Consider the following 24363-nt stretch of genomic DNA (forward strand, 5'->3'; position numbering starts at 1 on the left):
ATGAACGGCTCGGGTCGGGCCGTTCGAGCGCCCTGGGAGATCGCCTGACCCGCGTGCGATGCTTGCGGGCATGCGCGGGTTCTCCGGAGACTTGGGGCTGCGACGCCGGGAGCCGGTGTGAACGCCGGGGCGCGGAGACCCGTCCTGGCGCTCATGGGGTCCGGGGAGACCGCCCCGACGATGGTGAGCGTGCACCGCGACCTCGTGGCCCGGGTGCGTCCGGCGTCGGCGGTCCTGCTGGACACGCCCTACGGCTTCCAGGAGAACGTCGTGGAGATCTCGGCGCGGGCGCGGGCCTACTTCGAGCGCAGTGTCGGGTTACGGGTGGATGTCGCGCCGGGCCTGCGCGGGTCCGCCGCGATAGGCGCGGACGGTGCCCGCGGCGATGCGGGCCTGGCGGCGGTGCGCGGCGCGGACTGGGTGTTCGCGGGCCCGGGCAGCCCGTCGTACGCGCTGGCGCAGTGGCGGGACGGCCCGGTGGGCGAGGCCCTGGCCGACCACGCGCGGACGGGACGCGCCGCCCTCGTGTTCGCCTCGGCGGCGGCCTGCACGCTCGGCGCGTACGCGCTGCCGGTCTATGAGATCTACAAGTCCGGCGCACGCCCCCACTGGCTGGACGGCCTGGACGTCCTCGGCCGTCTCGGGCTGAAGGTCGCGATGATCCCGCACTACGACAACGCCGAGGGCGGCACGCACGACACCCGCTACTGCTACCTCGGGGAGCGCCGCCTGCGCGCGCTGGAGCGCGAGCTCCCCGGTGACGCCGCCGTGCTCGGGCTGGACGAGCACACGGCCGCGCTGGTCGACGTCGGCCGGGACGCGGTGGAGGTGCGGGGGCGGGGCGGCATGACCGTCCGGCGCAGCGGGGAGAGCGTGGTCGTCCCCGCGGGCGGGTCGGTGACCCTGACCGAGCTGCGGGCGCTGGTGCGCGGCGAGGTCGCGCGCCCGGCCGCCCGGCCGCGGGGCGAGGACGCGGAACCGGCGGCGCCCCCCGCGACCCTGCGGGACACCGTCGTCCGCTGCGAGCGGCGCTTCGAGGCCGGGCTCCGCGAGCGCGACGCCGAGGCGCTCGTGCGGGCCGTCCTGGACATCGACGCCGCCGTGGCCGCGTGGGCCGGGGACACCGAGGAGGACGACGGCGGCACCGACTGGGCCAGGGACGTCATGCGCAGCCTGATCGTCCGGCTGGGGCAGTCGGCAGGGCGCGGCCTGGCCGACCCGCGCGACGTGCTGGAGCCGGTGGTGGAGCCGTTGATCGGCGTCCGCGCCGAGCTCCGCCGGACGGGGTGCTTCGCGCTCGCCGACGCCGTCCGGGACGCGCTCCGGGCGGTCGGAGTGGAGGTGCGCGACACACCGGACGGCACCCGGTGGCGCCCCGGCCCGTGAGGAGGGCGGGCCGCCGCCGACCGTACTGCGCGTGAAATGCTGTTGCGATGGGGTCGCAGCAAGCTGTCGCGGTGGAGTCGGTGGTCGTGGTGGAGGCGCTCGCCTTCCGCGTGACCGGCGACGGCGGCCTGGCCTTCCGCGCGCTGGCGGGGGAGCTGGGCGGCGGACGGCATCCGGACGCGGTCGCGCGGGGGCTGCTCGGGCTGCCCCGCGACACCGCCGCGCACCTGCTGCACTCGACGAGCTGGCGGCACGAGCCGTCCGGCCGCGTGCTGCTGACCTACGCGTGCTGCCCCGACCCGCGGCCCGACCTCCCCGCCGTCCCGCTGACCGGCCGGACGCTGGCCCACGGCGACGGCCCCGCGAGCCCGTCGCCGGACCGGCCGCGGATGGAGCACGTGGCCGCGCACGCCGTCCGCCACCTGGCCTTCCTGCGGCACACCGACCCGGCCGCCCGCCGGGTGATCGAGCGGGTGCCGGGGCTGGCCCGCGTCCTCGCCTCGTGGTCGCCGGTACCGGCCGGGCAGTTGCCCGGCTCCGCCGGCGCCTAGCGGAAGTGCGCCGCGAGGGCGTGCAGCGCGATGAACGCGAGGAAGCCGAGGGCGAGGCTGCCGATCGCGTTGGCGGCGACCCGGCCGTACGCGCGGTCCTGGATCAGGTGGACGGTGTCGAGTTCGAACGTGCTGAACGTCGTCAGCGCGCCGCACAGGCCGGTGCCGAGCAGCGCCTCGGTGTCGGTGCCGGTTCCCGCGCCGTGCAGGGCGCCGAGGAGCGCGGCGCCGATCACGTTGACGGTGAGCGTCCCCCAGGGGAAGGCCGTGCCGGCGAGGGACTTGACGTAGCCGTCCATGACGTAGCGGAGCACCGCGCCGACGGCCCCGCCCGCGAAGACGAGGAGGATCGCGACGAAGGTGGTCATGCCGGTTCCGAGCGGTGCGGGATGCGGCGGCCGAGGACCAGCCCGGCGGCGACCGCGAGCCAGCCGACGACGACGCTCGCGGCCGCGTAGCCGATCCCGAGGCCCGGCCTCCCGTGGTCGCCGAGGGTGTAGATCCCGTCGATGAGGTGCGAGAACGTCGTGAAGCCGCCGAGGTAGCCGGTCACCGCGAACGGCCGGGCCAGCGGGTGCGGCCTGCCGCCGAGCAGGTACGTCGTCAGCAGGCCCATGGCGAGGCAGCCGAGGATGTTGACGGTGAAGGTGTTCCAGGGGAACCCCGTCGCGGACGCGGGGATCGCCTTGGTGAGCAGGTACCTCGCGACCGCGCCGGCCGCGCCGCCCCCGGCGACCTCCGCGACGACGCGCGGGGTCAGCGCCGGCGGCGACGGCCTCGCCTTGTGCGGGCGGAGCGCGGCGGCCTCGGCCCGCTCGCGCCGGTGCAGATGGTGGAAGCGGTGCGCGGGCGGCTCGTTCATCGACCCTCCGATCGCGGCGGCTCGCCAATGGAGCGTTGAATGACCCGGTCACCCACGGAGATCGCCGTCCTCCGTGATCCCCGGCGCTCGCCGGACTATGGGAGTCGGCGCGCCAAACACTCGTCAACGCTCCGGAAAGGCGGCGGCCGTCAGCCCTCGGTGAAGCGGGCGTCCGTCCCGAGGGCCTGCTCCTCGTCGGTCATGCGCATGCGGGTGAGCCGGTCGACGACCGTGCCGATGAGGTAGGTGGCGGTGAAGGCGTACGCGCCGACGGCCAGGACGGCGACGGCCTGCTTGCCGAGGACGGTGGCCGAGCCGCCGTAGAAGAGGCCCGCCGAGCCCTGGTCCCAGCCGGTCGCGAAGAAGCCCAGGGACAGGACGCCGACGACGCCGCCCGCGCCGTGGATGCCGGTGACGTCGAGGGTGTCGTCGTACCCGGCGACGAGTTTGAGCTCGACGGCGTAGGTGCAGACGGCGGCGGCGATGACCCCGATGGCGAAGGCACCCTCGACGCTGACGAAGGCGCAGGACGGCGTGATCGCGACCAGCCCGGCCAGGGCGCCGGACGCGGACCCGAGCCGGGTCAGGTGCCGGATGCGGAGCCATTCGATGAGCCGCCAGGTCAGCATCCCGGCGCATCCGGCGATCATGGTGGAGACGAAGGCGCGGGTGGCGAGGGCGCCGTCGCTGAGCGCGGACCCGGCGTTGAACCCGAACCAGCCGAACCACAGCAGCCCGAGCCCGAGCAGGACGAACGGGACGTTGTCCGGCCGGGGCCCGTGCCCGCGCCGGAACTCCACGCCGCGTCCGAGGACCAGCGCCAGGGCCAGTCCGGAGATGCCGGAGTTCAGCTCGACGACCAGGCCGCCCGCGAAGTCCATGACGCCCCACTTGTTGAGCCAGCCGGTGGAGGCGAACACCCAGTGCGCGATGGGCAGGTAGACGATCGTGGTCCACAGGGTGGCGAACAGCATCCACGGGCCGAACCGGGCCCGCCCGGCGATGGAGCCGCTGATCAGGGCCACGGTGATGATGGCGAAGGTGAGCTGGAAGCAGGCGTAGAGCTGCTTCGGGATCATGCCCTGCAGGGCGTCCGGGCCGACGTGGCCGAGCCGCCAGTCGCCCCAGCCGATCAGCCCGAGGCCGCCCGCGTCGCGGCCGAAGGCGATGCCGTAGCCGTAGAGGAACCACACGACGGTGATCAGGCTGATGCAGATGAAGCTCATGTAGAGCATGGTGAGGAGGTTCTTCGAGCGGACCATCCCGCCGTAGAAGAACGCCAGGCCCGGGGTCATCAGCAGCACCATGGCGGTGCTGGTCATCAGCCACGCTGAGGCGCCCGTGTTCAAGCCCGTGGACATTCCAGACCTTCCGGTCGCCGCTCCCTCCGGTCCCCACGTTGGATTCCAGCCGCCGGGGCGGAGCGTTCCAGCCGACTATGTTCACCCGCGCCGGACGGAAAAACGCCGCGCTCGCAAACTTGACCCGTTCCTTGCGCGAGGGATGATCCCGCCGGGGGCGTCACGGCAGGCGGAGATGAATATTACCCGCATTTTGGCGCCCGCCGGGGCGGCCATTTCAATGGCGTCGGAGATGATCAGTGGATGGCGAATCTGTCGGCTGGTCGGCGCCCCGCCCGCGTCCCGATGGCCCGAATCGCGGCCGGTCCCCGGAGCGGCCCGTGAGCACGCTCGAAGAGCGGGCGCCGGCGCCGCGGACGGCCCGGCCCCGGACGTCCAAGGGGCGCATCGTCGCCTCGTGGCTCTCGTCCACCGACCACAAGGTGATCGGGTACATGTACCTGATCAGCTCGTTCTCCTTCTTCCTGCTCGGCGGGGTGCTCGCGATGGCGATCCGCGCCGAGCTGCTGCGGCCGGGCCTCCAGCTGCTGAGCAACGAGCAGTTCAACCAGATGTTCACCATGCACGGCACGGTCATGCTGCTGCTGTTCGCGACGCCGCTGTTCGCCGGGTTCGCCAACGCCGTCATGCCGCTGCAGCTCGGCGCGCCGGACGTGGCGTTCCCGCGGCTGAACATGATCTCGTACTGGCTCTACCTGTTCGGCGGGCTCATCGCCGTCAGCGGGTTCCTCACCCCGAACGGGGCGGCAAGTTTCGGATGGACGGCCTATGCCACGCTGTCCGACCCGGTCCGGTCGCCCGGAATCGGCGGGGACCTGTGGGTGACGGGCCTGGTGCTGTCGGGCGTCGGCACGATTCTCGGCGCGGTCAATTTCATCACGACGATCCTGTGCATGCGCGCCCCCGGAATGACGATGTTCCGGATGTCGCTGTTCACCTGGAACGTGCTGCTGACCTCGATTCTGATCCTGCTGGCCTTCCCGGTGCTCGCGGGCGCGCTCGCGGCGCTGGAGGCCGACCGGAAACTCGGCGCGCACATCTACGACGGCGCGAACGGCGGCACGCTGCTGTGGCAGCACCTTTTCTGGTTCTTCGGCCATCCCGAGGTCTATATCATCGCGCTGCCGTTCTTCGGCATCATCAGCGAGATCATTCCCGTGTTCAGCCGGAAACCGCTCTTCGGCTATGTCGGCCTGGTGTTCGCGACGATCGCGATCGCCGGGCTGTCGATCACCGTGTGGGCGCACCACATGTTCGTCACCGGGCAGGTGCTGCTGCCCTTCTTCTCCTTCATGTCGTTCCTCATCGCGGTGCCGACCGGGGTGAAGTTCTTCAACTGGGTCGGGACGATGTGGCGCGGCCAGCTCACCTTCGAGGCGCCGATGCTCTTCGCCGTGGGCTTCCTCGTGACGTTCCTCTTCGGCGGGCTGACCGGGGTCATCCTGGCGTCCCCGCCCATGGACTTCCAGCTCTCCGACACCTACTTCGTCGTCGCGCACTTCCACTACGTGGTCTTCGGGACCGTGGTGTTCAGCATGTACGCGGGCTTCTACTTCTGGTGGCCGAAGTTCACCGGGAAGATGCTCGACGAACGGCTCGCGAAGATCCATTTCTGGCTGCTGTTCATCGGGTTCCACGGCACGTTCCTCGTCCAGCACTGGCTCGGCGCCTGGGGGATGCCCCGGCGGTACGCCGACTACCCCCGCCTCTTCGAGCCGCTGAACCACGTGTCCTCGATCTTCTCCTTCGTCCTCGGCGCCTCGACGCTGCCGTTCTTCCTCAACATCTACGTGACGTGGAAGAGGGGGAGGAGGGTGGAGTCGGACGACCCGTGGGGGACCGCGAATTCCCTGGAGTGGGCGACGTCCTGCCCGCCGCCCCGGCACAACTTCAACTCCATTCCGGCGATCCGCTCGGAGCGTCCGGCGTTCGACCTGCACCATCCGCATCTCGGCACCGAGCTGGCCGACGCCTACCTTCCCCCGAGCGAGCCCCGGGCCGGGAGGGAATGACCGATGCGCCGCCCGCCGCCGCTGTTCTGGCTGTGCGCGTCCGTCCTGGCGGGCGCGCAGGTCCTTTACCGGGTGGGCACCGGGGACTGGGCGGGCGGCATCCTCCTGGTCGCGGCGGCGTGCCTGGTCGGGGCGGTGGCGGGCGGCGTCAGGGGCGCCGCTCTCCGGGCGCGGCGGACCGGCGGGGGAGTCGCGCCGAAGGAGGCCGTCCCCGGGGCGGGGGAATCCGCCCTCCGAAGTTGGCTGCCGCTGCTGGCCGCCGTGGCGATCGCCATCGCCGTTCTCTGCATCGCCCTCACCTGATGATGTGAAAGGAGCGGCACGATGACGGATCTCGACGCCGTTCCCCAGAGGGCTCGATGAACTACAACATCAGCGTTCTGTTCCGCGCGATACCCGTCGTCATGGGAGCCGTATCGGCCGCGCTCGGGGGATACGTCCTCGCGCATTCGTCCGGGCCGAGCGCACGCGTCGCCGGTCTGGTGCTCATCTTCCTCGCGGCGATCTGCCTCTGCCTGTTCGCCACCGCCGCCACGATCATCAGGCAGCTCATCGGCCGCTACACCGCGCTGGACCGGCTGCTCTACCCGGTGTTCGGCTTCGCGGTCGGCGCCGTCCCCACCGGGTACGGGCTCTACCTGCTCGCGAGGACCCCGCGGCCGCCGCCCGACTTCGTCGCCGGGCATGTGATCTTCGGCGTGGGCATGGTCTGCGTGTGCGTCTCGTGCGTCGCCACGGCCTCCACCCGGTTCCTCCTGATCAGCGAGAACTCGGCGCTGCCCGAGGGGTCGCCGCCGCGGTCCCCGGCGCCGTTCGGCCCGTCCGCCGCGCGGATCCTGCTGGCGCTTCCGGTCGGCGCGGCCCTGGCCACCTGGGCGTGGGCGTTCCTCCTGCTGGCGGGCGGGGGCGGCGGGGCCGCGGCGGGACGCTTCACCGCCGCGCACGTGATGGGCGGCCTCGCCCTCGTCTGCACCTGCCTCATCGGACTGGTGGCGAGCATTCTGCGGCAGATCCAGAACACCTACACGCCGCGGGAGCGCGTCCTGTGGCCCGGCGCCGCCGCCGTCCTCGGGGCCGTCGGGATCGGATGGGCGGTGATCGCCATCGCCGTCCACACCCGGTCCTCGCAACCGGCCGCGCTCTACGTGCTGATCGGGCTGGGGCTCATCTGCTGGAGCATCCTCAGCAAGGTGCTGCTGCTCGCGCTCGTCTGGCGGCGGAAGGCCCCGCTGGCGAACCGGGTCCCGCTGATCCCGGTCGGCACGGCGCTGGCGTGCCTGTACCTCTCGGCGTTCCTCTTCGAGTCGGCCGACCCGGCGGTGCTCGTCGCGGCCCGAGTCCTCGTGGGGCTCGGCGGCATCTGCTTCTCGCTGTTCTCCATCGTCTCCATCCTGGAGAGCGGGACGAGCGGCTGAGGGCGGGCAGCGTTCAGGCGAGGGCCAGGAACAGCTTCTCCAGTTGGGCGCGGTCGATCTCGCTCTGCTCGGTGCCCGCGTTCTCACGCGAGACGCACTGCTCCAGACCGGTCGCGATGATCTTGAAACCGGCGCGGTCGAGGGCGCGGGAGACCGCGGCGAGCTGCGTGATCACGTCGGCGCAGTCCCGTCCCTCCTCGATCATCTTGACGATGCCGCCGATCTGGCCCTGGGCGCGGCGCAGCCGCACCGCGACGTCGGCCAGGTCGTCCTTGTCCAACCGCATGTCCGCTCTCCTCCTCGGGCGCTCGGCCGCGCCGTCCTCAGATATACCCCTATGGGTATCCGGACGCACGTCGGACGGCTGATATTCCCACGTCCAGCCAGCGCCGCCAACACCGTCGTGGCGGGGCGGCGCGAAGGGGGGCCTTGCAGGGCCTGCCGCCGAGCACCGCCACGGCTCCGGCCGCCAGCGCGACCGCGACGAGCGCCGTCCCGGTGCCGGAGAGGGCGGTCAGCGCGTGGCGGGCCCCGGGCGGCGCCTGCCCGGCGAGCACGAACGCGGCCATGGCGAGGACGAACCAGCCGAAGGCGCGGCGCAGCCGCGCGGGGTCGACGCGTCCGGCGAGGCGCGACCCCGGGACGCCGCCGAGGACGGCGGCGGCGGTGACCGCGAGGGTGAGCCTCCAGTCCAACTGGACGCCGTGCAGGTACCCGGCCAGGCCCGCGAACGACTTCATCGCGATGACCAGCAGCGAGGTGCCGACGGCCGTCGGCATCGAGAGGCCGCCGAGCAGCACCAGGGCGGGCACGACCAGGAACCCGCCGCCCGCCCCGACCAGCCCGGTGACGAGCCCGACCGAGACGCCTTCGAGGACGATCCGGGCGACCGGCCGTCCGGCGGGCCGGTCCGCCGGAGCCTCGGGGCCCTCGGGCGTTCCGGGGCCGCGGTGGCGCAGCATCGCGGCGGCGGTGACGGCCATCATGACGGCGAACGCCGCCAGCAGGACCCCCGCCGGGAGATAGGCGGCCAGCCGTCCGCCGCCGTAGGCCCCGGCCATCCCGGCGGCGCCGAACAGCAGCCCGGTGCGCCAGCGGACCCGTCCGGCGCGCGCGTGCGGCAGCACACCGGCAAGGGCGGTCGCGCCGACGACGAACAGCGACATCGCGATGGCCTGCTTCGTGTCCACCCCCGCCACGTACACGAGGAGCGGGACGGTCAGGATGGAGCCCCCGCCGCCGAGCAGGCCGAGCGAGGCGCCGATCGCCAGCGCGGCGGCGAGGGTGAGGGCGAGCGTCATCGCGGGGCCCGGTCCCGCAGCAGGGCGGCCAGTCCGGCGGCGTCGCAGCCGGGCGCGCGGTTGTGGGGCAGCCGGGCCAGCAGCGTCCCCATCAGGCAGGTGCCGGTCAGCGCGGCCACGGTCAGCCCGGCGCCGATGGCGGCGGCCAGCCACACCAGCGGGGGGACGGCGAGCGCGCCGAGGACGCCGGCCAGTACGAGGACTCCCGCGACCAGGCGGACCTGCCGCTCCAGGTCCCAGCGGGCGCGGCCCCGGGTGAGCGGCGCGCCCGCCGCCTCCCAGGCGAGGATCCCGCCGGTCAGGACGTGCGCGCCGGTCGTCCCGTCCGCGGCGAGGACGCGCTCGGCCTTGGTGGCGCGGTTGCCGGTCCGGCAGACCAGGACGATCTCGTCCAGATGGGCGCGCAGGTCGGCGCGATGCTCGCGGAGGGTGTCGAGCGGGACGTTGTAGGAGCCGGGGATGTGCGCGGCGGCGAACTCGCCGGGCGTGCGGACGTCCAGGATCCGCGGGGCGTCCGGCGCGGCGAGGCGCTCGCGCAGGTCCGCGGCCTCGACGGCGGCGGGGAGGGTGGTCATCTCGGTCTCACCTCGAACGGGGTGTCGGTGTCGGGCCGGTCCCGGGCCCGGTGCGGGCCGGGTCCGGGACCGGGGCGGACGGGGCCGCGCGGGTCACGCGGCCGTGACGAGGGGCAGTCCGGTCCGGGCGGCGGAGCCGTACTCGTCGTCGACGACCACGACGCGGCGCCCGGCGGCGGCCAGCAGCGAGGCGGCGATGGACGCGCGGTATCCGGCGCCGCAGTGCACCCAGACCTCGCCCGGCGGGACCTCGTCGATGCGGACGGGCAGGTCGTGCAGCGGGATGTGGACGGCCCCGTCGATGTGCGACCCGTTCCATTCCAGATCGCGCCGGACGTCCAGGACCGTGACCGGGCGGTGGTGCCGCACGGCGGCCAGCTCGGCGAACGAGGCGACCGGGTGGCTCGCGAGCCGCTCGCCGCCCGCCCAGCGCTCCGGCCCGCCGGTGGCGGACGCGGCGGGCCGGTCGATGCCGATCCGCACCAGCTCCCGCTGGGCCGCCGCCACGTCGTCGGACGTCTCGCCGAGCAGGGTCAGCGGCGTCCCCCACGGGATGAGCCAGCCGAGGTAGGTGGCGAGGCTCCCGTCCAGCCCGAAGTTGAGGGTCCCGGCCAGGTGACCGGCGGCGAACGCGGTGCGCGAGCGCAGGTCCACGACCCACTCGCCGTCCTGGACGCGGCGGCGCAGCTCGGCCGCGTCGGCGCGGCGCGGCGGCGACAAGTCGGGCGCCAGAGGTCCGGCGGTGTTGAGCGGTTCCATGTGGGCGTAGTAGGCGGGGTAGGCGTCGAGCCCGGCCAGCAGCGATTCCACGTAGGCCGCCTGGTCCAGGGTGAGCACCGGGTTGCCGCGCCGTTCCCGGCCGATGGTCGAGGACGCGGCCCGCGACTGGGTGGCCGAGCAGAAGCTGCCGAACCCGTGGGTCGGGAAGACCTCGGCCTCGTCCGGCAGTTCGTCCGCCAGCCGGTGCGCCGAGCCGTGCTGCGCCGCGGCCAGCTCGGCGGCGTGCTCGGCGCCCAGCAGGTCGGGCCGTCCGGACGATCCGTACAGCAGGGACCCGCCGGTGAACACGGCGGGCGCGCGTCCGGGCGCCTCCAGCACGTAGGCCAGGTGCGTGAACGTGTGGCCCGGCGTGGCGAGCGCCCGGACCCGCATCCGCGTCCCCACCTCGACCACGTCGCCGTCGCGGACCGGGTCGTGCGCGAAGGCCACCGGATCGGCGGCGTTGAGGCGGTACGCGGCGCCGGTGGCGCGGGCCAGCGCCAGGCCGCCGGTCACGTAGTCGTTGTGGACGTGGGTCTCGAACACGTCCGTGATCCGCACGCCCCGCTCGCGGGCCGCCGCCAGCATCCGGTCGATGTCGCGCTGCGGGTCGACGACGAACGCGACCGTCCCGTCCGTCACCAGGTAGCTGCGGTCTCCCAGCGACGGCGTGTCCATCGCAACGATCTCGATCACTGGACCTCCTCCCGTCGGATACCCCTGGGGGTATGTTCGCCACGGTAGCCGAGCGACGGGCGCGATGGCAAATACCCCCTGGGGTATCCAGCCGGGGCGGCCGCGTGCGGGCGCGGCGGCGTGCCCGGCGTCCCTCGGCGGGCCGCCGGAAAATGGTTTGCCGGGGCGGAGGCGGCCCCGGCAGAATGAGGGACGAAGCCGAAACGGGATCGGAAGGGGCAGGGGAAATGCGCAGTCAGCGAATGCATCGCCGTCGTTCCGATCTCGGGTGCCGCCGGGGGACGTGAATCGCGCGTCCCGGCTCCGGCCGCCCGCTGATCGCGGGCGGTCTTTTGTTTTTCGGAGGGTTGGCCGAGTGGGAAGGCAGCGGCTTGCTAAGCCGTGGTCAGGGTCGCCCCCTGCGCGAGTTCGAGTCTCGCACCCTCCGCGCTGAGCAGGGACGCTGGTGCGTCCGGCGGTCTCATAAGCCGCATCAGGCAGGTTCGATTCCTGCGCTCAGCACGCAGGTCTCCGTGGCGCAGTGGAGAGCGCGCCGGGTTGCGGACCCGGAGGACGCAGGTTCGAGTCCTGCCGGAGACGCGGCCTTCGTGGTGTAGTGGTCTGCACGCCAGGTTGTGGTCCTGGAAGTGTCGGTTCGATCCCGATCGGGGGCCCTTTCGGGGGTAGATATTGCCCAAGGGCTGGAATCAGGTTGCATTGTTTTTGATCGGCGCTGGGAAAAGCCCGAGGTATGCGTGGTTCCGCCCTGAAGGCTCTGCTGGCGTCCGGGCTCGCGGCGGTGGTCGCCTTGGCCGTCTGCGGCGGGCCCGCGCGGGCGGAGCCCGGTCCCGCGCCGTATCTGGATCCGCGGCTCCCGGTCGGGGACCGGGTCCGGGACCTGCTCGGCCGGATGAGCCTGGACGACAAGCTCGGCCAGATGACGCAGCCCGAACGCAGGTACGTCACGCCCGAGGACGTCACGCGGTACCGGCTCGGCGCGGTGCTGTCGAGCGGCGGGTCGGCGCCGTCGCCGAACACGCCGCCGGGCTGGGCGGACATGTACGACGGGTACCAGCGGGGCGCGCTCGCCTCGCCGCTGCGCGTCCCGATCGTGTACGGCGTGGACGCGGTGCACGGCCACAACACGGTTCCGGGCGCGACGATCTTCCCGCACAACATCGGGCTCGGCGCGTCCCGCGACCCGGAGCTGGTCCGCAGGATCGGCGCCGCGACGGCCGAGGAGCTGGCGGGCACGGGCGTGAACTGGGACTTCGCGCCCTGCGTGTGCGTGGCCCGCGACGACCGCTGGGGACGGACCTACGAGTCGTTCGGCGAGGTGCCGGAGCTGCCCTCGATGATGACGACGCTGGTCGACGGCCTGCAGGGCGGGCCCGCGTCCGTCCTCGCGACGGCGAAGCACTTCGTGGCGGACGGCGGGACGGCGGGCGGCGAGGACCGGGGCGACGCGCGGATCACGGAGCCGGAGCTGCGCGCCGTCCATCTGCCGCCGTTCCGGGAGGCGGTGCGGCGCGGGGTCGGCTCGGTGATGGTCTCCTACAGCTCGTGGAACGGGCTGAAGATGCACCAGAACCGCTACCTGATCACTGATGTGCTGAAAGGCGAGCTGGGATTCAAGGGGTTCGTCGTCTCCGACTACAACGGCATCGACCGGATCGACGACAAGCCCGGCTTCACCGAGGACGAGGTCGTCGCGGCCGTCAACGCCGGGATCGACATGGTGATGGTGCCGACGGAATGGCGCAGGTTCATCGACTACCTGCGCGACGCGGTGAACAGCGGCAGGGTCCCGATGTCCCGCGTCGACGACGCCAACCGCCGGATCCTCACGAAGAAGTTCGAGCTCGGACTGTTCGAGCATCCGCTGGCGGACCGCTCGTACATGAGGACGGTCGGCAGCGCCGCGCACCGCGCGCTCGCGCGGCAGGCGGTCGCGAAGTCGCAGGTGGTGCTGAAGAACGAGAACAACGCCCTGCCCCTGGACGACGACGACAAGGTGTTCGTGGCCGGGCGGAGCGCGAACGACATCGGCATGCAGTCGGGCGGATGGACGATCACCTGGCAGGGCGGGCCGGGCCCGATCACCAAGGGGACGACGATCCTCGACGGGATCCGCCAGGTCGCCCAGACGCCGGACAACATCACCTACGAGAGGGACGGCGCCGGTGTCGACGGCTCCTACGACGCGGCGATCGCCGTCGTGGGGGAGAAGCCGTACGCCGAGTACCACGGCGACCGTCCGGACGGCCTCCGCCTGGACCCGGACGATGTGAAGACCATCGAGCGGCTCCGCGCCGCCGATATTCCGCTGATCGTCGTGCTGGTGTCGGGACGTCCGCTGGACGTCGCCGACCGGCTTCCGGGGTGGGACGCCCTGGTCGCGGCCTGGCTCCCCGGCACGGAGGGGGCGGGCGTGGCCGACGTCCTGTACGGCGAGACCGCCCCGACCGGGCGCCTGCCCGTGACGTGGATGCGCGACAGCGGCCAGGAGCCGATCAACAAGGGCGACGGGAAGGCGCCGCTGTTCCCGTTCGGCCACGGGCTCGACTACTGACCGCGGCGCGGGCGCCCGGCCGAATTATGCAACTGTCTTTCATAAGTGGCCTGGAATAATGGGCGCGTCCGCCGGATCGCTGTCCGAGAGGGTGCCGTGACACCACACTCCATGCGCGGGGGCGACCCCTCGATGCTCCGCCGCCTCAACTCCGCCGCGACGCTGCGCGAGCTGCGCGACGGCGGCGAGGGCACGCTGTCCGAGCTGGCCGCGCGGGTCGGGCTGTCGAGGCCCACCACCGAGGGCGTGCTCGGCGAACTGATGGAGCGCGGCCTCGTCGCGGAGGACGCGCCGCGTCCCGGCGCGGGCCTCGGCCGTCCCGCCCGCCGCTACCGCTTCCGCGCCCGCGCCGGGCACGCGCTCGGCGTCGACATCGACGCGCGCCGCGTCCGGGTCGTCGTCGCGGACCTGACCGGCGCGGTCGTCGGCGGCCACCGCGCCGGGCTGGCGGAGCAGGCCCCGCCGCGCGAGCGGATCGCCGCCGTCCGCGCCGCGGTGAGGGCGGGGCTGCGGGACGCGTCGGTGGAGCGGCGGTCGCTGCGGGCGGTCGCCGCCGGGACGCCGGGCGTCGTCGCGCCGGACGGGACCGTCACGTCCTGCACCGTCGTCCCCGGCTGGACGGGCGTGCGGCTGGGCCGCGAGCTCGGCCGCTCGTTCCCGTGCCCGGTCCTCGTGGAGAACGACGCGAACCTCGCCGCGCTGGCCGAGCGCTGGCGCGGCGCCGCCCGCGACGCCGACGACGTCGTCTGCGTCCACGCCGCGCTGCACACCGGCATGGGCGCGCTCCTCGGCGGGCGCCTGCACCGGGGCCGCTGGGGCGCGGCCGGGGAGATCGGCATGCTGCCGGAGCTCGGCCTGCGCGACACCACCGCCGCGCTGGTCCCGGACGCCGGCGCCGGGCCGCTGTTCGACGAGGCCAAGCGCGTGCTGGAGGACGCGGCCCGCGGCGTCCCCGCCGCACGGGACGCGGTCGAGCGGCTCGCCGCCCGGATGGCGCGCGGGATCGCGGCGATGGCGCTCGTCCTCGACCCGGAGATGGTGGTGCTCGGCGGGCCGCTGATCAGGTCGGGGGACGCGCTGGTCGCCGAGCTGCGCAGGCGGGTCGCGCCGCTGTGCCCGAGCCCGGTCCGGATCGAGGCGTCCAAGCTGGGGGACGAGTCGGTGGGCCTCGGCGCGGTCCGGCTCGCCCTGGACCGCATCGACGAGGACCTGTTCCGCCTGGACCGTCCGGCCGACGCGGTTCTCAGCGTCGCCGACGAGCGGGAGGCGGCCCAGGGCTAGGGGGTCAGCGGGGTGGCGAAGGTCCAGCCTTCGGCCAGGAGGGCGTCCGTCGCGGCGACGGCGGCCGCCAGGCGCCGGTCGTGCGGGCCCGCCACCTTGACGTGGGGCAGGCCCCGTCGCCGGAGTTCCTCCTCGAAGCGCCGCGACATCCGGGAGCGGATGGACGCGCCGTCCCGCCAGCCGTCCTGCTCGAAGGGGACGCCGTCCGGCGAGGTGAGGATCCACAGGTGGTGCGGGTTCCGCTCGTGGACGGCCTCCACCGCCGCGGGCGCTGGTCCGCCGAGGTAGCGCTCGTGCCAGAGGGCCGTGGCGAACGCGTCGGTGTCGCAGACGAGCAGCGGCGAACCCGAGCGGGCGGCGGCGTCCTCCATCACCGCGTGGTGCTCGGCGATGCGGACGAAGTCGGCCGGCTCCCAGGTCAGGTCGTCCAGCCACAGGGACGGGTCGCCCGCGGCGCGGCGGGCGGCGGCGAGCTTCTCCTCGGTGAACGTCCGGCCGTACTCGGGGACCCAGCGGGTCGCCGCCCAGACCCCGCCCCGGCCCGCGTAGTGCGCGGCGAGGGCGCGGGCGAGCGTCGTCGTCCCGGTCGACTCGGCGCCCACCACGACGACCCGGCGCGCCAGGTACGCGCGGACGGGCGGCGCGAGGAACCCCCAGTGCGCCGCGGGATCGTCCCGGACGGCGGTGCCGCTCACCGGGAACCGGTCCCGCGCCGGATCGACCGGGACGTGCCGCGCCGAGAGCCGCTTCGCCAGCTCCGGGCCGTACTCCTCGGAGCTGAACACCGCGTCCACGGGCGGGACGGGCACGCCGAGGCCCGACAACGTCGCGACGCCCGACCGGAACGCCGCGACGTGGGCCGACCAGACCTCGGCCGAGCCGTAGTCGATCCTCGTGTCGTCCACCACCGGGACGATCTCCACGTGCGGCTGCGGGTGCGCCTCGCGCAGCCAGGCCGTCCGCAGCGGCAGCGGGACGCTCTCCACGCTCGACGCCGCGACGACCACGGTCACCCGGTCGCACGCCGCCGCGGCCGTGTCGATCAGGTGGCGGTGCCCGGCGTGCGGCGGGTAGAACTTGCCGATCACCAGCCCGTGCGCGTGCCTCACGCGGGCTGGACCGCCGGGCCCGCCGCGCCCCGGCCCCGGGAGCGCAGGTCGCGCCGCCACGCCAGCAGCCCGGACACGCACAGCGTCAGGAACACGACGTACAACGCGCTGGTCAGTTTCAGGTCCTTGTGGAAGTAGAGGGGGATGTAGACGAGGTCGGCGGCGATCCACAGCCACCACGACTCCAGCAGCTTGCGCGACTGCCCGTACGTCGCGGTCAGCGAGATCGCGGTGGTGAGGGCGTCCCAGAAGGGGACGGTCGAGTCGGTCCAGGCGGAGAGGGCCCAGGTCAGCAGGGCCGTCCCGGCGGCGGCCGCGGCGCCGAGCGCGGCCCATTCGGCCGCCCGGGTGCGCCGCACCGGGAGCCGGTCGCGGCCGTCCCCGCCGTACAGCCACACCCACCAGCCGTAGAGCTGGAGCGCGACGTAGACGATCTGCAGCCCGGAGTCGGCGTACAGGCCGCCGTCCAGGAACACGAGGCCGAGCAGGACCACGTTCGCGATGCCGACCGGCCAGTTCCAGATTTTCTGCCGGACGACGAGCCACACGTTGAGCGCGCCCGTCGCGAAGCCGAGCAGCTCCGCCCAGGTCGTCGGGACACCGCCGAGGTGGAAGGCGGGATCGAGCAGCGGGCCCAGCGGGACGTTCACCGACATCCCGCCATGATCACATCTCGTCAGAAGGACGACAAGGGGGGGCGGGCCGCGGGTCAGGCCGGAGTGAGGAGGACGAGCGGTGCCGAGGTCGGGCGCGCGGAGCCGCCCGCCGGTTCGACGGTGAGGCCGAGCCTGTCGGCCGGGCGCCATGTCCCGGCGACGACGGGGCGGCTCCGGTCGGCGGGCAGGAGCCCGGCCGAGCGCGGGCCGTCCGCGCCGATCAGCCAGAGCTGGTACGCCCGCGCGGACGGCAGCGCCCGCAGTCCGGCGGACGCGACGACCACCCGCCCGCGCGCCGCGGACGCGACGACGGTGACCGTCCCGCCGTCGGCGGCGCGTCCCGTCGCGGCGCGGGCGTCGGGCGCGGACAGCACGGACGCGACGTCCCGGTACGCCGCCTCGGCACGCTCCACCCGCTGCCGGTCCCGGACGGCCTGCGCGACCGACGCCGCCGTGACCAGGCACGCGGCGGCGGCCAGCCCGGCGGCGACCGCCCGCCGCCACCGCCGCGAGGGCGTCCCGGGACGTGCCCTCCTTCCCGGCGACCGGTCCACCGCGCGGTCCGCCGGGGCGGGGGGCGCCTGCGGGACGTTCCGGATGCTCGCCATCACCCGGTCGCGCAGTTCGGGCGGGGGCGGCTCGGCGACCGCCATGCCGAGCCGCGCCGCCGTCGCCTGGAACTCGCGCAGCTCCGCCGCGCACGGCTCGCATCCGGCGAGGTGCGCCTCGAAGCGGGAGCGCTCGCCGGGGTCGTCGATCGCGTCCACCGCGTAGGCGCCGGTGAGGCTGTGCAGGTCCTCGGTCATCGCTCGACTCCCAGGCAGTCGCGCAGGCGGACGAGGCCGTCGCGCATCCGGGTCCGGACCGTGCTCGGCGGCGCGCCGACGAGCTCGGCGACCTCACGGTAAGAATGCCCCGCGTAGTAGGCGAGCGTCACGGCCTCGCGCTGGAGCCGGGTGAGCGTCCGCAGGCAGCGCCGGACGCGCTCGTGCTCCAGCCGCGCCTCCACCCGCTCGCCCACCGGGTCGTGCGCGGACCCGGGCGCGGCGGCGGTCCGCGCCTCCCGGTCCCCGGCGCGCTGCTCGCGCCGCACCCGGTCCACGGCCCGGCGGTGCGCGATCGTCGTGATCCAGGCCAGCGCGGACCCGCGCGCCGGGTCGAAGCGCGCCGCCGACCGCCACACCTCGATCATGACCTCCTGCGTCACCTCCTCCGCCAGCGCCGGATCGCGGACGACCCGCCGGACGAGCCCGTGCACCGGCGCCGCCGCCACGTCGTACAGCCGTTCGAAGGCCCGCTCGTCGCCGCGCGCCACCCGGCCGAGCAGCGCGTCCGCGCCGTGCCCCGGCGAGGCGCCCGTCTCCGGCGGTCCCGTCTCCGCTGGCATGCCGCGCTCCCCTCGGTGGGCCGCCCGACCCGGGCCGCGCAGCGCGGCCCGCCGGGGATCGGGGGTCACAGGACGAGGCTGCGCAGCGTCAGGCCGACCCCGAGGACGACGACCGTCGCGGACGACCCGATAGGCATCATCCCGGACGGAACCCACCGCCGGATGGCCGGAACGCGCCGTCCGGCCAGGGCCCGTCCCGCCGCGACCAGCACGCCGACCGACACCAGCGACACCGCGAGCCCGAGCCCGTAGGCGAGGACGAGCACGACCCCGAACCACGCGCGCCCGATCGCCGCGCCGCCGACCAGGACCACCACCGCCGACGGGCTCGGGACCATCCCGCCCGCGAGGCCCATCAGCACGACCCCGCCCCGCCGCGGCGGCGCGTGCGAATGCCCATGCCCGTGCCCGTGGCCATGGCCGTGGCCGTGGCCGTGCCCGTGGGAGGGGTGGCGGCGGGCGCGGAGGGCGCGGCGCAGCAGGACCGCGCCCGCCGCCGTGACGAGGACGCCGCCCGCCGCGCCGAGCCAGGGGAACACCGCGTCCGGGGCGAGCAGCGTCCCGGACGTGACGAGCAGCCCGAGCGCGAACACCCCGGCGGTGTGCGTGGCGGTGACGGTCAGGCCGAGGGTGAGGACGTCCAGGGTCCGCCGCCGTCCGGACCCGATGGCGTGCGCGGCCATGATCGTCTTGCCGTGGCCGGGCGCGAGGGCGTGCAGCGCGCCGAGCGCCAGCGCGACGAGGAACGCCAGCAGCGCGAAGCCCGGCGTGAGGTCGCGCCGCGCGACCAGGGACGTGAACCGCCGCGTCAGGCCGTCCGTCCCGCGGGGGAGCAGGCGCTCGGGTCCGCCTCCGGCGGCGGGCGCGGCGAGCGGCGGCCCGCCCGCCCGCACCGTGAGCGTCGCCGACCGCCGGGTGAGCGGCGACGCGAGCATGTCGCCGGGATAGGCGGTGAGGCGGCGGCTGCGCGACGTCGCGGGCACGTCCGACGCGGACAGCGTCATCCGGTCGCCCCGCGCGGTGACCTCCCGCCAGCCGACCCGTCCGTCCGCCTCGCCCGTCCGGAAGGTGATCGCGCCGGGCCCGGCCGGGGCGGTGATCCGGCACTCGGCGCGCAGCGTCGGCAGCCCCGCCTGCCCGGACGGCGCCGTCGCCGACGCGGCCCGCACGGTCGCGGCCACCGCCCGCCCGTCCACGGTGACCTGGAACGACGAGGCGGCGCGGCGGCACGTCCCGGCCGCCCAGGCGGCCAGCTCGGCGCCGGACGGACGCCCGTCGTGGTCGGCGTCGAGGTCCGGCAGGGCCTGCGCGGCGGGGATCTCCGCGAGGTCCTCGACGTGGTCGATCCGCAGCTCGTGCGGGGCCGCGACGAGCCCGTCGTAGTGGTTCACGGTGAAGTTGCCGAGCGGGTGCGCGGCGGCGAGCCCGGCCGCGAGCGCGAGTGTGATCACGGCGTGCCTCCGAGGTCGGTCAGCGCGGCCTTGGCGCGAGGTGCCCACAGCGGGGAGAACCGCGGGTTGCGGCGCAGCGACGCGGCGAGGTCGCGGCGGGCGGCGGCGCGGTCGCCGACCGCCTTCTCGATGACGCCGAGATGGAAGCGGAACTCGGCGCGGCGGTATCCGGTCGCGGTCGCCTGGCGGGCGTAGCGGAGCGCCTCCCGGTCCCTGCCGTTGCGGTGCAGGGCCCAGGCCAGCGCGTCCGCCGCGTGGATACTGCACTGCTTCGCGCGGGCCGCCCCCGGGCAGCGCCGCTCGTACTCGGCCCGCGCCGCGCGCAGCGCCTCCGCCGGGTCGCCGTGGTCGCTCTCGAACAGCGCGGTCTCCAGGTCGGCGTCCACGCCGTCGGCCTTCGCGATCCGCGCCCAGGTCGCGGCGACGGCGTACTGGCGGTCCGCCTCGGCGCGGCGTCCGGCCGCCTCCAGCAACTCGCCGTACTCGGTCAGGTACTGCGGCAGCGGCAGCCGCCGGACGATCTCCGCCCATCCGGCGAGCGCCCCCGCGACGTCGCCCCGCGCGGCGCGGACGCGGGCGGCGCCCGCCATCGCGGGCACCGAGCCGGGCGACGCGCGCAGCGCCTCCGCGAACTCGCGCCCGGCCCGGCCGAGGTCGCCGTCGTTCCAGGAGATCTCGCCGGTCGCGGTCGCGATGTAGGCGAGGTCGCCCCGGTCGGTCGCGGACGTCCGCGCCAGGCCCAGGACGCGGCGCGCCTCCTTCACCTCGCCGCGCAGCTCCCGCACGTACGCGAGCCGCGTGAAGATCGGGATGCCCGGCCGGGCCGCGTCCGCGTGCCGCGCCGCCGCGAGGGCGTCGTCGTAGCGGCCGAGCTCGACCAGCGCGTCCACCCGGACGGCCGCCGCCCGCTGCCCGTACGGGTTCGCCGCGAGCGAGGCGTCGGCGTGCCGCAGCGCCCCGTGGAAGTCGTGCCGGGCGGCGGCGAGCGCGCCGAGCCCGGCGAGCGCGCCGTCGTCGCCGGGCGCCTCCTTCAGGGAGCGCCGCAGCGCGCCGTCGGCCTTCGGGTAGTAGGTCGTGTCGCCGGTGGTCCGGGCCAGCTCCACGTACGCGAGGCCGAGCGACGCCCATCCGGCGGCGTCGCGCGGCCGGTCGCGGAGCCGCGCCTGCAGCCCCGCGACGCCGGAGGCCGGGGCCCCGGCGGCGCCGGACCCGGCCGTGGCGCGCACATCGGAGGGGCGGTGGGGGGCCACCGCCGCTCCGAGCGTCAACGCCACGGCGAGTCCGGCGGCCGAGGCCCCGGCGATCAGGGGGCGACGGCGCATCAGCTCGCGCGCCGTCCCGGCTCGGGGCTCCGGCGCCGCCACCACAGCAGCCCGCCGGTCAGCACGAACGTCGCGCCGCCCGCCAGCGCCGCGACCGGCAGCGCGCCGAGCAGCGCCGACCCGCCGTCGCCGTCGCCGGCCGTGCTCCGCGTCGCACCCGCGTTGAGGAAGCTCATCGGCTTGCCGTCCGCGCCCGTGCGCTGCCCGGACGTCCTGGCGCCCGGCGTCCTGCCGCGGGCGTCCGTCCCGGAGCGGGGAGCCGCCACGTACGGGAACGCCTTGTCGAAGGGGAGGTCGTTGGCGTTGACCGCGTCGCCGAGGTCGTTCTTGTTGCCGAGCAGCTCGCCCTCGGCGACCTGGAGGATGATGTCGGTGACGTCGTCGGTGAGCCGCCGCCCGTTCGGGAAGCCCTGGACGTCGCCGCCGAGGACGCCGAGCCGGTCCGGCTTCGGGTTCGGCTTGATCGAGGTGTTCAGCCGCAGCAGCTCGGCCGGCCGCACGTTCTTCGGCTGGTTCAGCCCCGGCACGCCGGTCAGGAACGCCTGGACGAGGTCCTTGCGCGGCGTCGCGGGCGCCGGGATCTTGTAGAGCTGCTGGATCAGCTTCGGCACCTCGGGATCGGTGACGAACTGGGCGAACTGCGCGTCCGCCCACGGGTTGGACGCGTTGAACGTGTCCTTCTTCCCGCGCGGGATGACCACCTCGTTCACCAGCGGGGCGCCGAGCCGCGAGACCTGCGCCCAGTCGCCGCCCGCCGTCTGCCGCTGCACGGTGGAGTTGACGCCGATCACCGGGTCCTGGCCGGTGACCAGGTCCTTCGTCGGCACCTGGACGGCCAGCGTGTTCACGTTGTAGCCGCTGACGGTGTCGTCGCCGACCTCCTTGAGGTTCCCGTTGAACAGCAGGTTGAAGATCTGGAGGTCGATGAAGAAGGAGTCGTCGGCCTGCCCGGCGAACGCGGTCGTCCCGTTCCCGAGCTGCTTGATCGCCTGCTGGCGCAGCACGGAGTAGTTCGGCATGGACGCCTTGCCCACGTTGGACGGCGCGACGGGAGCGTTGTTGGCCAGCTTGCTGACGCCGGTGACCTTCCCGTCCTTCTGGCGGATCAGGGTCAGGTCGTAGGTCTGGGTGAAGTTGAGGTCGGGGTCGTCCAGGCTCGTCACGGGCCCGGTGTTGTAGAGGAAGGTGTTGCCGTTCTTCAGGAAGTCGTTGAACTCGAACCGGTAGATGAGGTCCGGCTGGGCGTCGCCGTCGTTGTCGACGTTGAAGTCGTAGCGGGCGTCGCGGGCGAACTTGTAGAAGTTGGGCCCGCCCGCCGGGTCCTCGAACGGGATGAAGTTGGCGACGAGCGTCGTCGTGTCCGGCTTGTCCGGGCTGACGAACGCGTACACGTCGGTGTTGTCGTACTGCGGCTGCCCCGAGATGAGCGGCGCCTCGCGGTGGCTGGACGCGGCGCCCTGCCGCGGCGCGAGCCCGGCGAACCCGCCCGCGAGGAGCAGGCCACCGGCGGCGACCAGCGCGGCGGCCCGCCGCGCGGTCGGATGGATGGTCGGACGAACGGTCGGCATCGTGGATACCCCTCCCGGCCTCCGGACGCCCGTCGCGGCGGCGCCTCGGTGGCGCTGGGCTAGGTCTGCCGCGACGCCGGATCGACCGGTCTCTTCGCCATGCCCGCGACTACTTCGCCGCCGGTCCCGGATCTGGTTGGTCCCGGCCGCCCGTTGGCCGGATGCGGCCACCCCGCCGGGGCGTCCGTTTGACAATGAGTGAGCGCTCACTCAGACTGAAGGCGCAGGTGGGAAGGCAGCGGAGAGCGCAGAGGAGAAGCCATGTACCCCGAGCTCAGCGGGACGGTCGTCGTCGTCACCGGCGGTTCGCGCGGAATCGGCGCGGGCACCGCCCGCGCGTTCGCCGCCGAGGGCGCGCGGGTCGCCGTCATCGGACGCGACGGCGCGGCCCTCGACGGCGTCGCCGCGGAGATCGGCGGGATCGGGGTCGTCGCCGACGTCACCGACCTCGCCGCGATCGAGGCGGCGCGCGGGCGGATCGAGGACGGGCTCGGCCCGGTGGGCGTGCTGTGCGCGTTCGCCGGAGGCGGCATCGCGCGTCCCGGGCCGACCGCCGCCATGTCCGAGGAGGAGTGGCGGTCGGTCGTCGACGGCAACCTGACCGCGACGTTCCTCACCCTGAAGGCCTTCCTGCCCGGCATGCAGGAACGGCGGGCGGGCGCGGTCGTCACGATGTCGTCCTCGGCCGGACGGCTCCCGACGAACCTGCCGGGCGGCGGCGGGCGCGAGCTCGGCAACCCGTGGGGCGCGCCGGTCGCCTACGAGGCGGCGAAGGCCGGCGTCCAGGCGCTGACCAGGCACGTCGCCGCCGAGGTCGGGGCGGACGGCGTCCGCGTCAACTGCGTCGCGCCCGGCACGATCCGCACCGAGCGCACCGACCGGTACATGTCGCCCGAGGTGCGGGAGGCGGTCGCCGCGTCCCACCCGATCGGCCGGATCGGGGAGACGCGCGACGTCGCGGGCGCCGCGCTGTTCCTCGCGTCCGCGCAGGCGGGCTGGCTGACCGGCCTCACGGTCGACGTGGCCGGAGGCCGGGTCATGCTCTAGCCGCGCCGGGCGGCCCGCCCGGGGCTAGGCGACGATCAGCAGCGGGTTCTCCAGCAGCGTGGCGAGCCGGTCCAGGAACTTCGCGCCCGTCGCGCCGTCGGTGGCGCGGTGGTCGACCGACAGCGTCAGCGCGAGGCGCTTGCCGGGGACGACCTGCCCGTCCCGGACGACCGGCTCGTCCCGGACGCCGCCCACCGCGAGGATCGCCGCCTCCGGCGGGTTGATCACGGCGGAGAACGAGTCGACGCCGAACATGCCGAGGTTGCTGACGCTGAACGTCCCGCCGCTCATCTCCGGCAGGGACAGCTTCCCGTCCCGCGCCTTGCCCGCGAGCTCCCGCGTCTCCCGTCCGATCTCCGAGACGCTCTTGCGGTCGGCGTCCTTGATGACGGGGACGAGCAGGCCGTCCTCGACCGCGACCGCGACGCCCACGTGCACGCGCTTGTGGAAGAGGAGGTTCTCCTCGGTGTAGGAGACGTTCACGGCCGGGTGCTCGCGCAGCGCGGTCGCGGCCGCCTTCACGATCAGGTCGTTGACGCTGACCTTGGCCGGGGCGAGCGCCTCGTTGAGCGTGGCGCGGAACGCCAGCAGCGGCTCGGCGTCCACCTCCCGGTTCAGGTAGAAGTGCGGCGCCTCGCGCTTGCTCTCGGTGAGCCGCCGCGCCGCGACCTTGCGGAACCGGTTCAGCGGGACGGCCTCGACGTCCGGGTCGTCGACGGCCCGCGCCGTCACGGCCGGAGCCGGAGCCGGAGCCGGGGCCGCCGCGGGCGCCGGGGCGGGCGCGGTGGTGCGGATCGCGGCCTCGATGTCGGCGCGGACGATCCGTCCGCCCGGACCGGAGCCGGTCAGCGTCGCGAGGTCGAGGCCGTGGTCGCGGGCCAGCCGCCGGGCCAGCGGCGACGACGGCGGACGCGACCGTCCCGAGGAACGCGGCACGGCCGGAGCAGGGGCCGCCTGAGCCGCCGGGGCGGCGGCGACCGGCTCGGGCTCGCGCGCCGGTGCCGGTTCCGGTTCCGGCTCGGCCTCCGGCCGGGCGGCGGCGGGAGCCGGGGCGGCGGCGCCGCCGACCGGGG

23 protein-coding genes and 4 tRNA genes are annotated in these 24363 nt (G+C 74.5%); 12 read left to right on the forward strand and 15 right to left on the reverse strand.

Going from position 1 to position 24363, the window contains the following annotated elements; genetic code table 11:
• Positions 1 to 117: 117 nt before the first annotated feature.
• Together ACH01S_RS19450 and ACH01S_RS19455 are read left to right on the forward strand one after the other, a co-directional pair.
• Entirely contained in the window at positions 118 to 1386 is a 1269-nt protein-coding gene (locus ACH01S_RS19450) for a hypothetical protein (protein WP_148344619.1), read from the forward strand.
• A 47-nt stretch (positions 1387 to 1433) separates the two neighbouring features.
• Entirely contained in the window at positions 1434 to 1937 is a 504-nt protein-coding gene (locus ACH01S_RS19455) for a hypothetical protein (RefSeq protein WP_148344618.1), read from the forward strand.
• Here the strand turns inward: ACH01S_RS19455 and ACH01S_RS19460 are convergent.
• The 3 genes from ACH01S_RS19460 to ACH01S_RS19470 all read right to left on the reverse strand — a co-directional run bounded on the left by ACH01S_RS19460 (position 1934) and on the right by ACH01S_RS19470 (position 4121).
• Positions 1934 to 2305, reverse strand: a complete 372-nt coding sequence (locus ACH01S_RS19460) for a fluoride efflux transporter FluC (RefSeq protein ID WP_067893179.1) — start codon at positions 2303 to 2305, stop codon at positions 1934 to 1936. The two genes, ACH01S_RS19455 and ACH01S_RS19460, sit on opposite strands and share 4 nt — an antisense overlap.
• On the reverse strand, positions 2302 to 2799 hold the full coding sequence (locus tag ACH01S_RS19465; RefSeq protein ID WP_083980879.1) for a fluoride efflux transporter FluC: 498 nt from the start codon (positions 2797 to 2799) through the stop codon (positions 2302 to 2304). Before ACH01S_RS19465 ends, ACH01S_RS19460 begins: the two co-directional genes overlap by 4 nt.
• Positions 2800 to 2948: 149 nt before the next feature.
• The gene (locus ACH01S_RS19470; RefSeq protein WP_246237011.1) at positions 2949 to 4121 is read right to left on the reverse strand and encodes an ammonium transporter; all 1173 of its coding nucleotides are present in this window, start codon (positions 4119 to 4121) and stop codon (positions 2949 to 2951) included.
• A gap of 359 nt (positions 4122 to 4480) precedes the next feature.
• Here ACH01S_RS19470 and ctaD point away from each other — a divergent pair, with 359 nt between their 5' ends.
• Genes ctaD through ACH01S_RS19485 form a run of 3 tightly spaced genes read left to right on the forward strand, consistent with a single transcriptional unit; the run spans position 4481 to position 7587 of the window.
• Positions 4481 to 6172, forward strand: a complete 1692-nt coding sequence (gene ctaD, locus ACH01S_RS19475; RefSeq protein ID WP_067893184.1) for an aa3-type cytochrome oxidase subunit I — start codon at positions 4481 to 4483, stop codon at positions 6170 to 6172.
• 3 nt (positions 6173 to 6175) lie between these two features.
• Positions 6176 to 6475: a hypothetical protein gene (locus tag ACH01S_RS19480; RefSeq protein ID WP_067893186.1), complete on the forward strand. Its 300-nt coding sequence runs from the start codon at positions 6176 to 6178 to the stop codon at positions 6473 to 6475.
• A gap of 56 nt (positions 6476 to 6531) precedes the next feature.
• Entirely contained in the window at positions 6532 to 7587 is a 1056-nt protein-coding gene (locus ACH01S_RS19485; protein WP_067893187.1) for a DUF2776 family protein, read from the forward strand.
• A gap of 13 nt (positions 7588 to 7600) precedes the next feature.
• Here the strand turns inward: ACH01S_RS19485 and ACH01S_RS19490 are convergent, their stop codons facing one another.
• From ACH01S_RS19490 to ACH01S_RS19505, 4 genes are all read right to left on the reverse strand, one after another.
• Positions 7601 to 7873 (reverse strand): metal-sensitive transcriptional regulator, encoded by a 273-nt coding sequence (locus ACH01S_RS19490; RefSeq protein WP_067893189.1) that lies wholly within the window; start codon positions 7871 to 7873, stop codon positions 7601 to 7603.
• 49 nt (positions 7874 to 7922) lie between these two features.
• A complete protein-coding gene (locus tag ACH01S_RS19495) occupies positions 7923 to 8888 on the reverse strand; it encodes a sulfite exporter TauE/SafE family protein (protein WP_067893191.1) in 966 nt (321 codons plus the stop codon).
• Positions 8885 to 9463 (reverse strand): rhodanese-like domain-containing protein, encoded by a 579-nt coding sequence (locus ACH01S_RS19500; RefSeq protein WP_067893193.1) that lies wholly within the window; start codon positions 9461 to 9463, stop codon positions 8885 to 8887. The genes ACH01S_RS19495 and ACH01S_RS19500 overlap by 4 nt, the downstream gene beginning before the upstream one ends.
• Before the next feature lie 93 nt (positions 9464 to 9556).
• Positions 9557 to 10918 (reverse strand): MBL fold metallo-hydrolase, encoded by a 1362-nt coding sequence (locus tag ACH01S_RS19505; RefSeq protein ID WP_067893195.1) that lies wholly within the window; start codon positions 10916 to 10918, stop codon positions 9557 to 9559.
• 341 nt (positions 10919 to 11259) lie between these two features.
• Between ACH01S_RS19505 and ACH01S_RS19510 the strand changes: the two genes are divergently transcribed.
• The 6 genes from ACH01S_RS19510 to ACH01S_RS19530 all read left to right on the forward strand — a co-directional run bounded on the left by ACH01S_RS19510 (position 11260) and on the right by ACH01S_RS19530 (position 14750).
• Positions 11260 to 11345, forward strand: a tRNA-Ser gene (locus ACH01S_RS19510).
• Between the two features lies 1 nt (position 11346).
• A tRNA-Met gene (locus ACH01S_RS43670) sits at positions 11347 to 11419 on the forward strand.
• A gap of 5 nt (positions 11420 to 11424) precedes the next feature.
• Positions 11425 to 11497 (forward strand) — tRNA-Arg (locus tag ACH01S_RS19515).
• A gap of 2 nt (positions 11498 to 11499) precedes the next feature.
• Positions 11500 to 11571, forward strand: a tRNA-His gene (locus tag ACH01S_RS19520).
• 77 nt (positions 11572 to 11648) lie between these two features.
• Positions 11649 to 13469, forward strand: coding sequence for a glycoside hydrolase family 3 protein (locus tag ACH01S_RS19525; protein ID WP_083980880.1), 1821 nt, complete (start codon positions 11649 to 11651; stop codon positions 13467 to 13469).
• A 96-nt stretch (positions 13470 to 13565) separates the two neighbouring features.
• On the forward strand, positions 13566 to 14750 hold the full coding sequence (locus ACH01S_RS19530; RefSeq protein ID WP_218010321.1) for an ROK family transcriptional regulator: 1185 nt from the start codon (positions 13566 to 13568) through the stop codon (positions 14748 to 14750).
• Here the strand turns inward: ACH01S_RS19530 and ACH01S_RS19535 are convergent.
• From ACH01S_RS19535 to ACH01S_RS19565, 7 genes are all read right to left on the reverse strand, one after another.
• Positions 14747 to 15859: an AAA family ATPase gene (locus ACH01S_RS19535; protein WP_067893199.1), complete on the reverse strand. Its 1113-nt coding sequence runs from the start codon at positions 15857 to 15859 to the stop codon at positions 14747 to 14749. The two genes, ACH01S_RS19530 and ACH01S_RS19535, sit on opposite strands and share 4 nt — an antisense overlap.
• Positions 15856 to 16515, reverse strand: coding sequence for a nicotinamide riboside transporter PnuC (gene pnuC, locus ACH01S_RS19540; protein ID WP_067893201.1), 660 nt, complete (start codon positions 16513 to 16515; stop codon positions 15856 to 15858). Before pnuC ends, ACH01S_RS19535 begins: the two co-directional genes overlap by 4 nt.
• Positions 16516 to 16568: 53 nt before the next feature.
• Positions 16569 to 17321 carry an anti-sigma factor gene (locus ACH01S_RS19545; protein WP_067893203.1) on the reverse strand — a complete coding sequence of 251 codons (753 nt, stop codon included), beginning with the start codon at positions 17319 to 17321 and terminating at the stop codon, positions 16569 to 16571.
• Positions 17318 to 17902, reverse strand: coding sequence for an ECF RNA polymerase sigma factor SigK (gene sigK, locus ACH01S_RS19550; protein WP_067893205.1), 585 nt, complete (start codon positions 17900 to 17902; stop codon positions 17318 to 17320). The genes ACH01S_RS19545 and sigK overlap by 4 nt, the downstream gene beginning before the upstream one ends.
• 65 nt (positions 17903 to 17967) lie before the next feature.
• A complete protein-coding gene (locus tag ACH01S_RS19555; protein ID WP_218010322.1) occupies positions 17968 to 19353 on the reverse strand; it encodes a High-affinity nickel-transporter in 1386 nt (461 codons plus the stop codon).
• Positions 19350 to 20675 (reverse strand): tetratricopeptide repeat protein, encoded by a 1326-nt coding sequence (locus ACH01S_RS19560; protein WP_067893253.1) that lies wholly within the window; start codon positions 20673 to 20675, stop codon positions 19350 to 19352. The genes ACH01S_RS19555 and ACH01S_RS19560 overlap by 4 nt, the downstream gene beginning before the upstream one ends.
• Positions 20675 to 22243 carry a DUF4331 domain-containing protein gene (locus ACH01S_RS19565; protein ID WP_067893209.1) on the reverse strand — a complete coding sequence of 523 codons (1569 nt, stop codon included), beginning with the start codon at positions 22241 to 22243 and terminating at the stop codon, positions 20675 to 20677. Before ACH01S_RS19565 ends, ACH01S_RS19560 begins: the two co-directional genes overlap by 1 nt.
• A gap of 261 nt (positions 22244 to 22504) precedes the next feature.
• On the opposite strand from ACH01S_RS19565, the gene ACH01S_RS19570 reads away from it, so the two are divergent.
• Positions 22505 to 23290, forward strand: coding sequence for an SDR family NAD(P)-dependent oxidoreductase (locus ACH01S_RS19570; protein ID WP_067893211.1), 786 nt, complete (start codon positions 22505 to 22507; stop codon positions 23288 to 23290).
• Positions 23291 to 23314: 24 nt separating this feature from the next.
• Here ACH01S_RS19570 and ACH01S_RS19575 read toward each other — a convergent pair.
• On the reverse strand, positions 23315 to 24363 hold a 1049-nt coding region (locus ACH01S_RS19575), incomplete at its 5' end, for a dihydrolipoamide acetyltransferase family protein (RefSeq protein ID WP_067893213.1).

This window comes from Actinomadura chibensis NBRC 106107 (genome assembly GCF_001552135.1).
GTDB classification, from domain to species: Bacteria; Actinomycetota; Actinomycetes; order Streptosporangiales; family Streptosporangiaceae; genus Spirillospora; species Spirillospora chibensis.

Coding starts and splice junctions, on each gene's coding strand:
- ACH01S_RS19455 (WP_148344618.1), top strand. CDS start 1,434: ATGGGGTCGCAGCAAGCTGTCGCGGTGGAGTCGGTGGTCGTGGTGGAG.
- ACH01S_RS19460 (WP_067893179.1), bottom strand. CDS start 2,305: ATGACCACCTTCGTCGCGATCCTCCTCGTCTTCGCGGGCGGGGCCGTC.
- ACH01S_RS19465 (WP_083980879.1), bottom strand. CDS start 2,799: ATGAACGAGCCGCCCGCGCACCGCTTCCACCATCTGCACCGGCGCGAG.
- ACH01S_RS19470 (WP_246237011.1), bottom strand. CDS start 4,121: ATGACCAGCACCGCCATGGTGCTGCTGATGACCCCGGGCCTGGCGTTC.
- ACH01S_RS19480 (WP_067893186.1), top strand. CDS start 6,176: ATGCGCCGCCCGCCGCCGCTGTTCTGGCTGTGCGCGTCCGTCCTGGCG.
- ACH01S_RS19485 (WP_067893187.1), top strand. CDS start 6,532: ATGAACTACAACATCAGCGTTCTGTTCCGCGCGATACCCGTCGTCATG.
- ACH01S_RS19490 (WP_067893189.1), bottom strand. CDS start 7,873: ATGCGGTTGGACAAGGACGACCTGGCCGACGTCGCGGTGCGGCTGCGC.
- ACH01S_RS19495 (WP_067893191.1), bottom strand. CDS start 8,888: ATGACGCTCGCCCTCACCCTCGCCGCCGCGCTGGCGATCGGCGCCTCG.
- ACH01S_RS19500 (WP_067893193.1), bottom strand. CDS start 9,463: ATGACCACCCTCCCCGCCGCCGTCGAGGCCGCGGACCTGCGCGAGCGC.
- ACH01S_RS19525 (WP_083980880.1), top strand. CDS start 11,649: ATGCGTGGTTCCGCCCTGAAGGCTCTGCTGGCGTCCGGGCTCGCGGCG.
- pnuC (WP_067893201.1), bottom strand. CDS start 16,515: ATGTCGGTGAACGTCCCGCTGGGCCCGCTGCTCGATCCCGCCTTCCAC.
- ACH01S_RS19545 (WP_067893203.1), bottom strand. CDS start 17,321: ATGACCGAGGACCTGCACAGCCTCACCGGCGCCTACGCGGTGGACGCG.
- sigK (WP_067893205.1), bottom strand. CDS start 17,902: ATGCCAGCGGAGACGGGACCGCCGGAGACGGGCGCCTCGCCGGGGCAC.
- ACH01S_RS19560 (WP_067893253.1), bottom strand. CDS start 20,675: ATGCGCCGTCGCCCCCTGATCGCCGGGGCCTCGGCCGCCGGACTCGCC.
- ACH01S_RS19565 (WP_067893209.1), bottom strand. CDS start 22,243: ATGCCGACCGTTCGTCCGACCATCCATCCGACCGCGCGGCGGGCCGCC.
- ACH01S_RS19570 (WP_067893211.1), top strand. CDS start 22,505: ATGTACCCCGAGCTCAGCGGGACGGTCGTCGTCGTCACCGGCGGTTCG.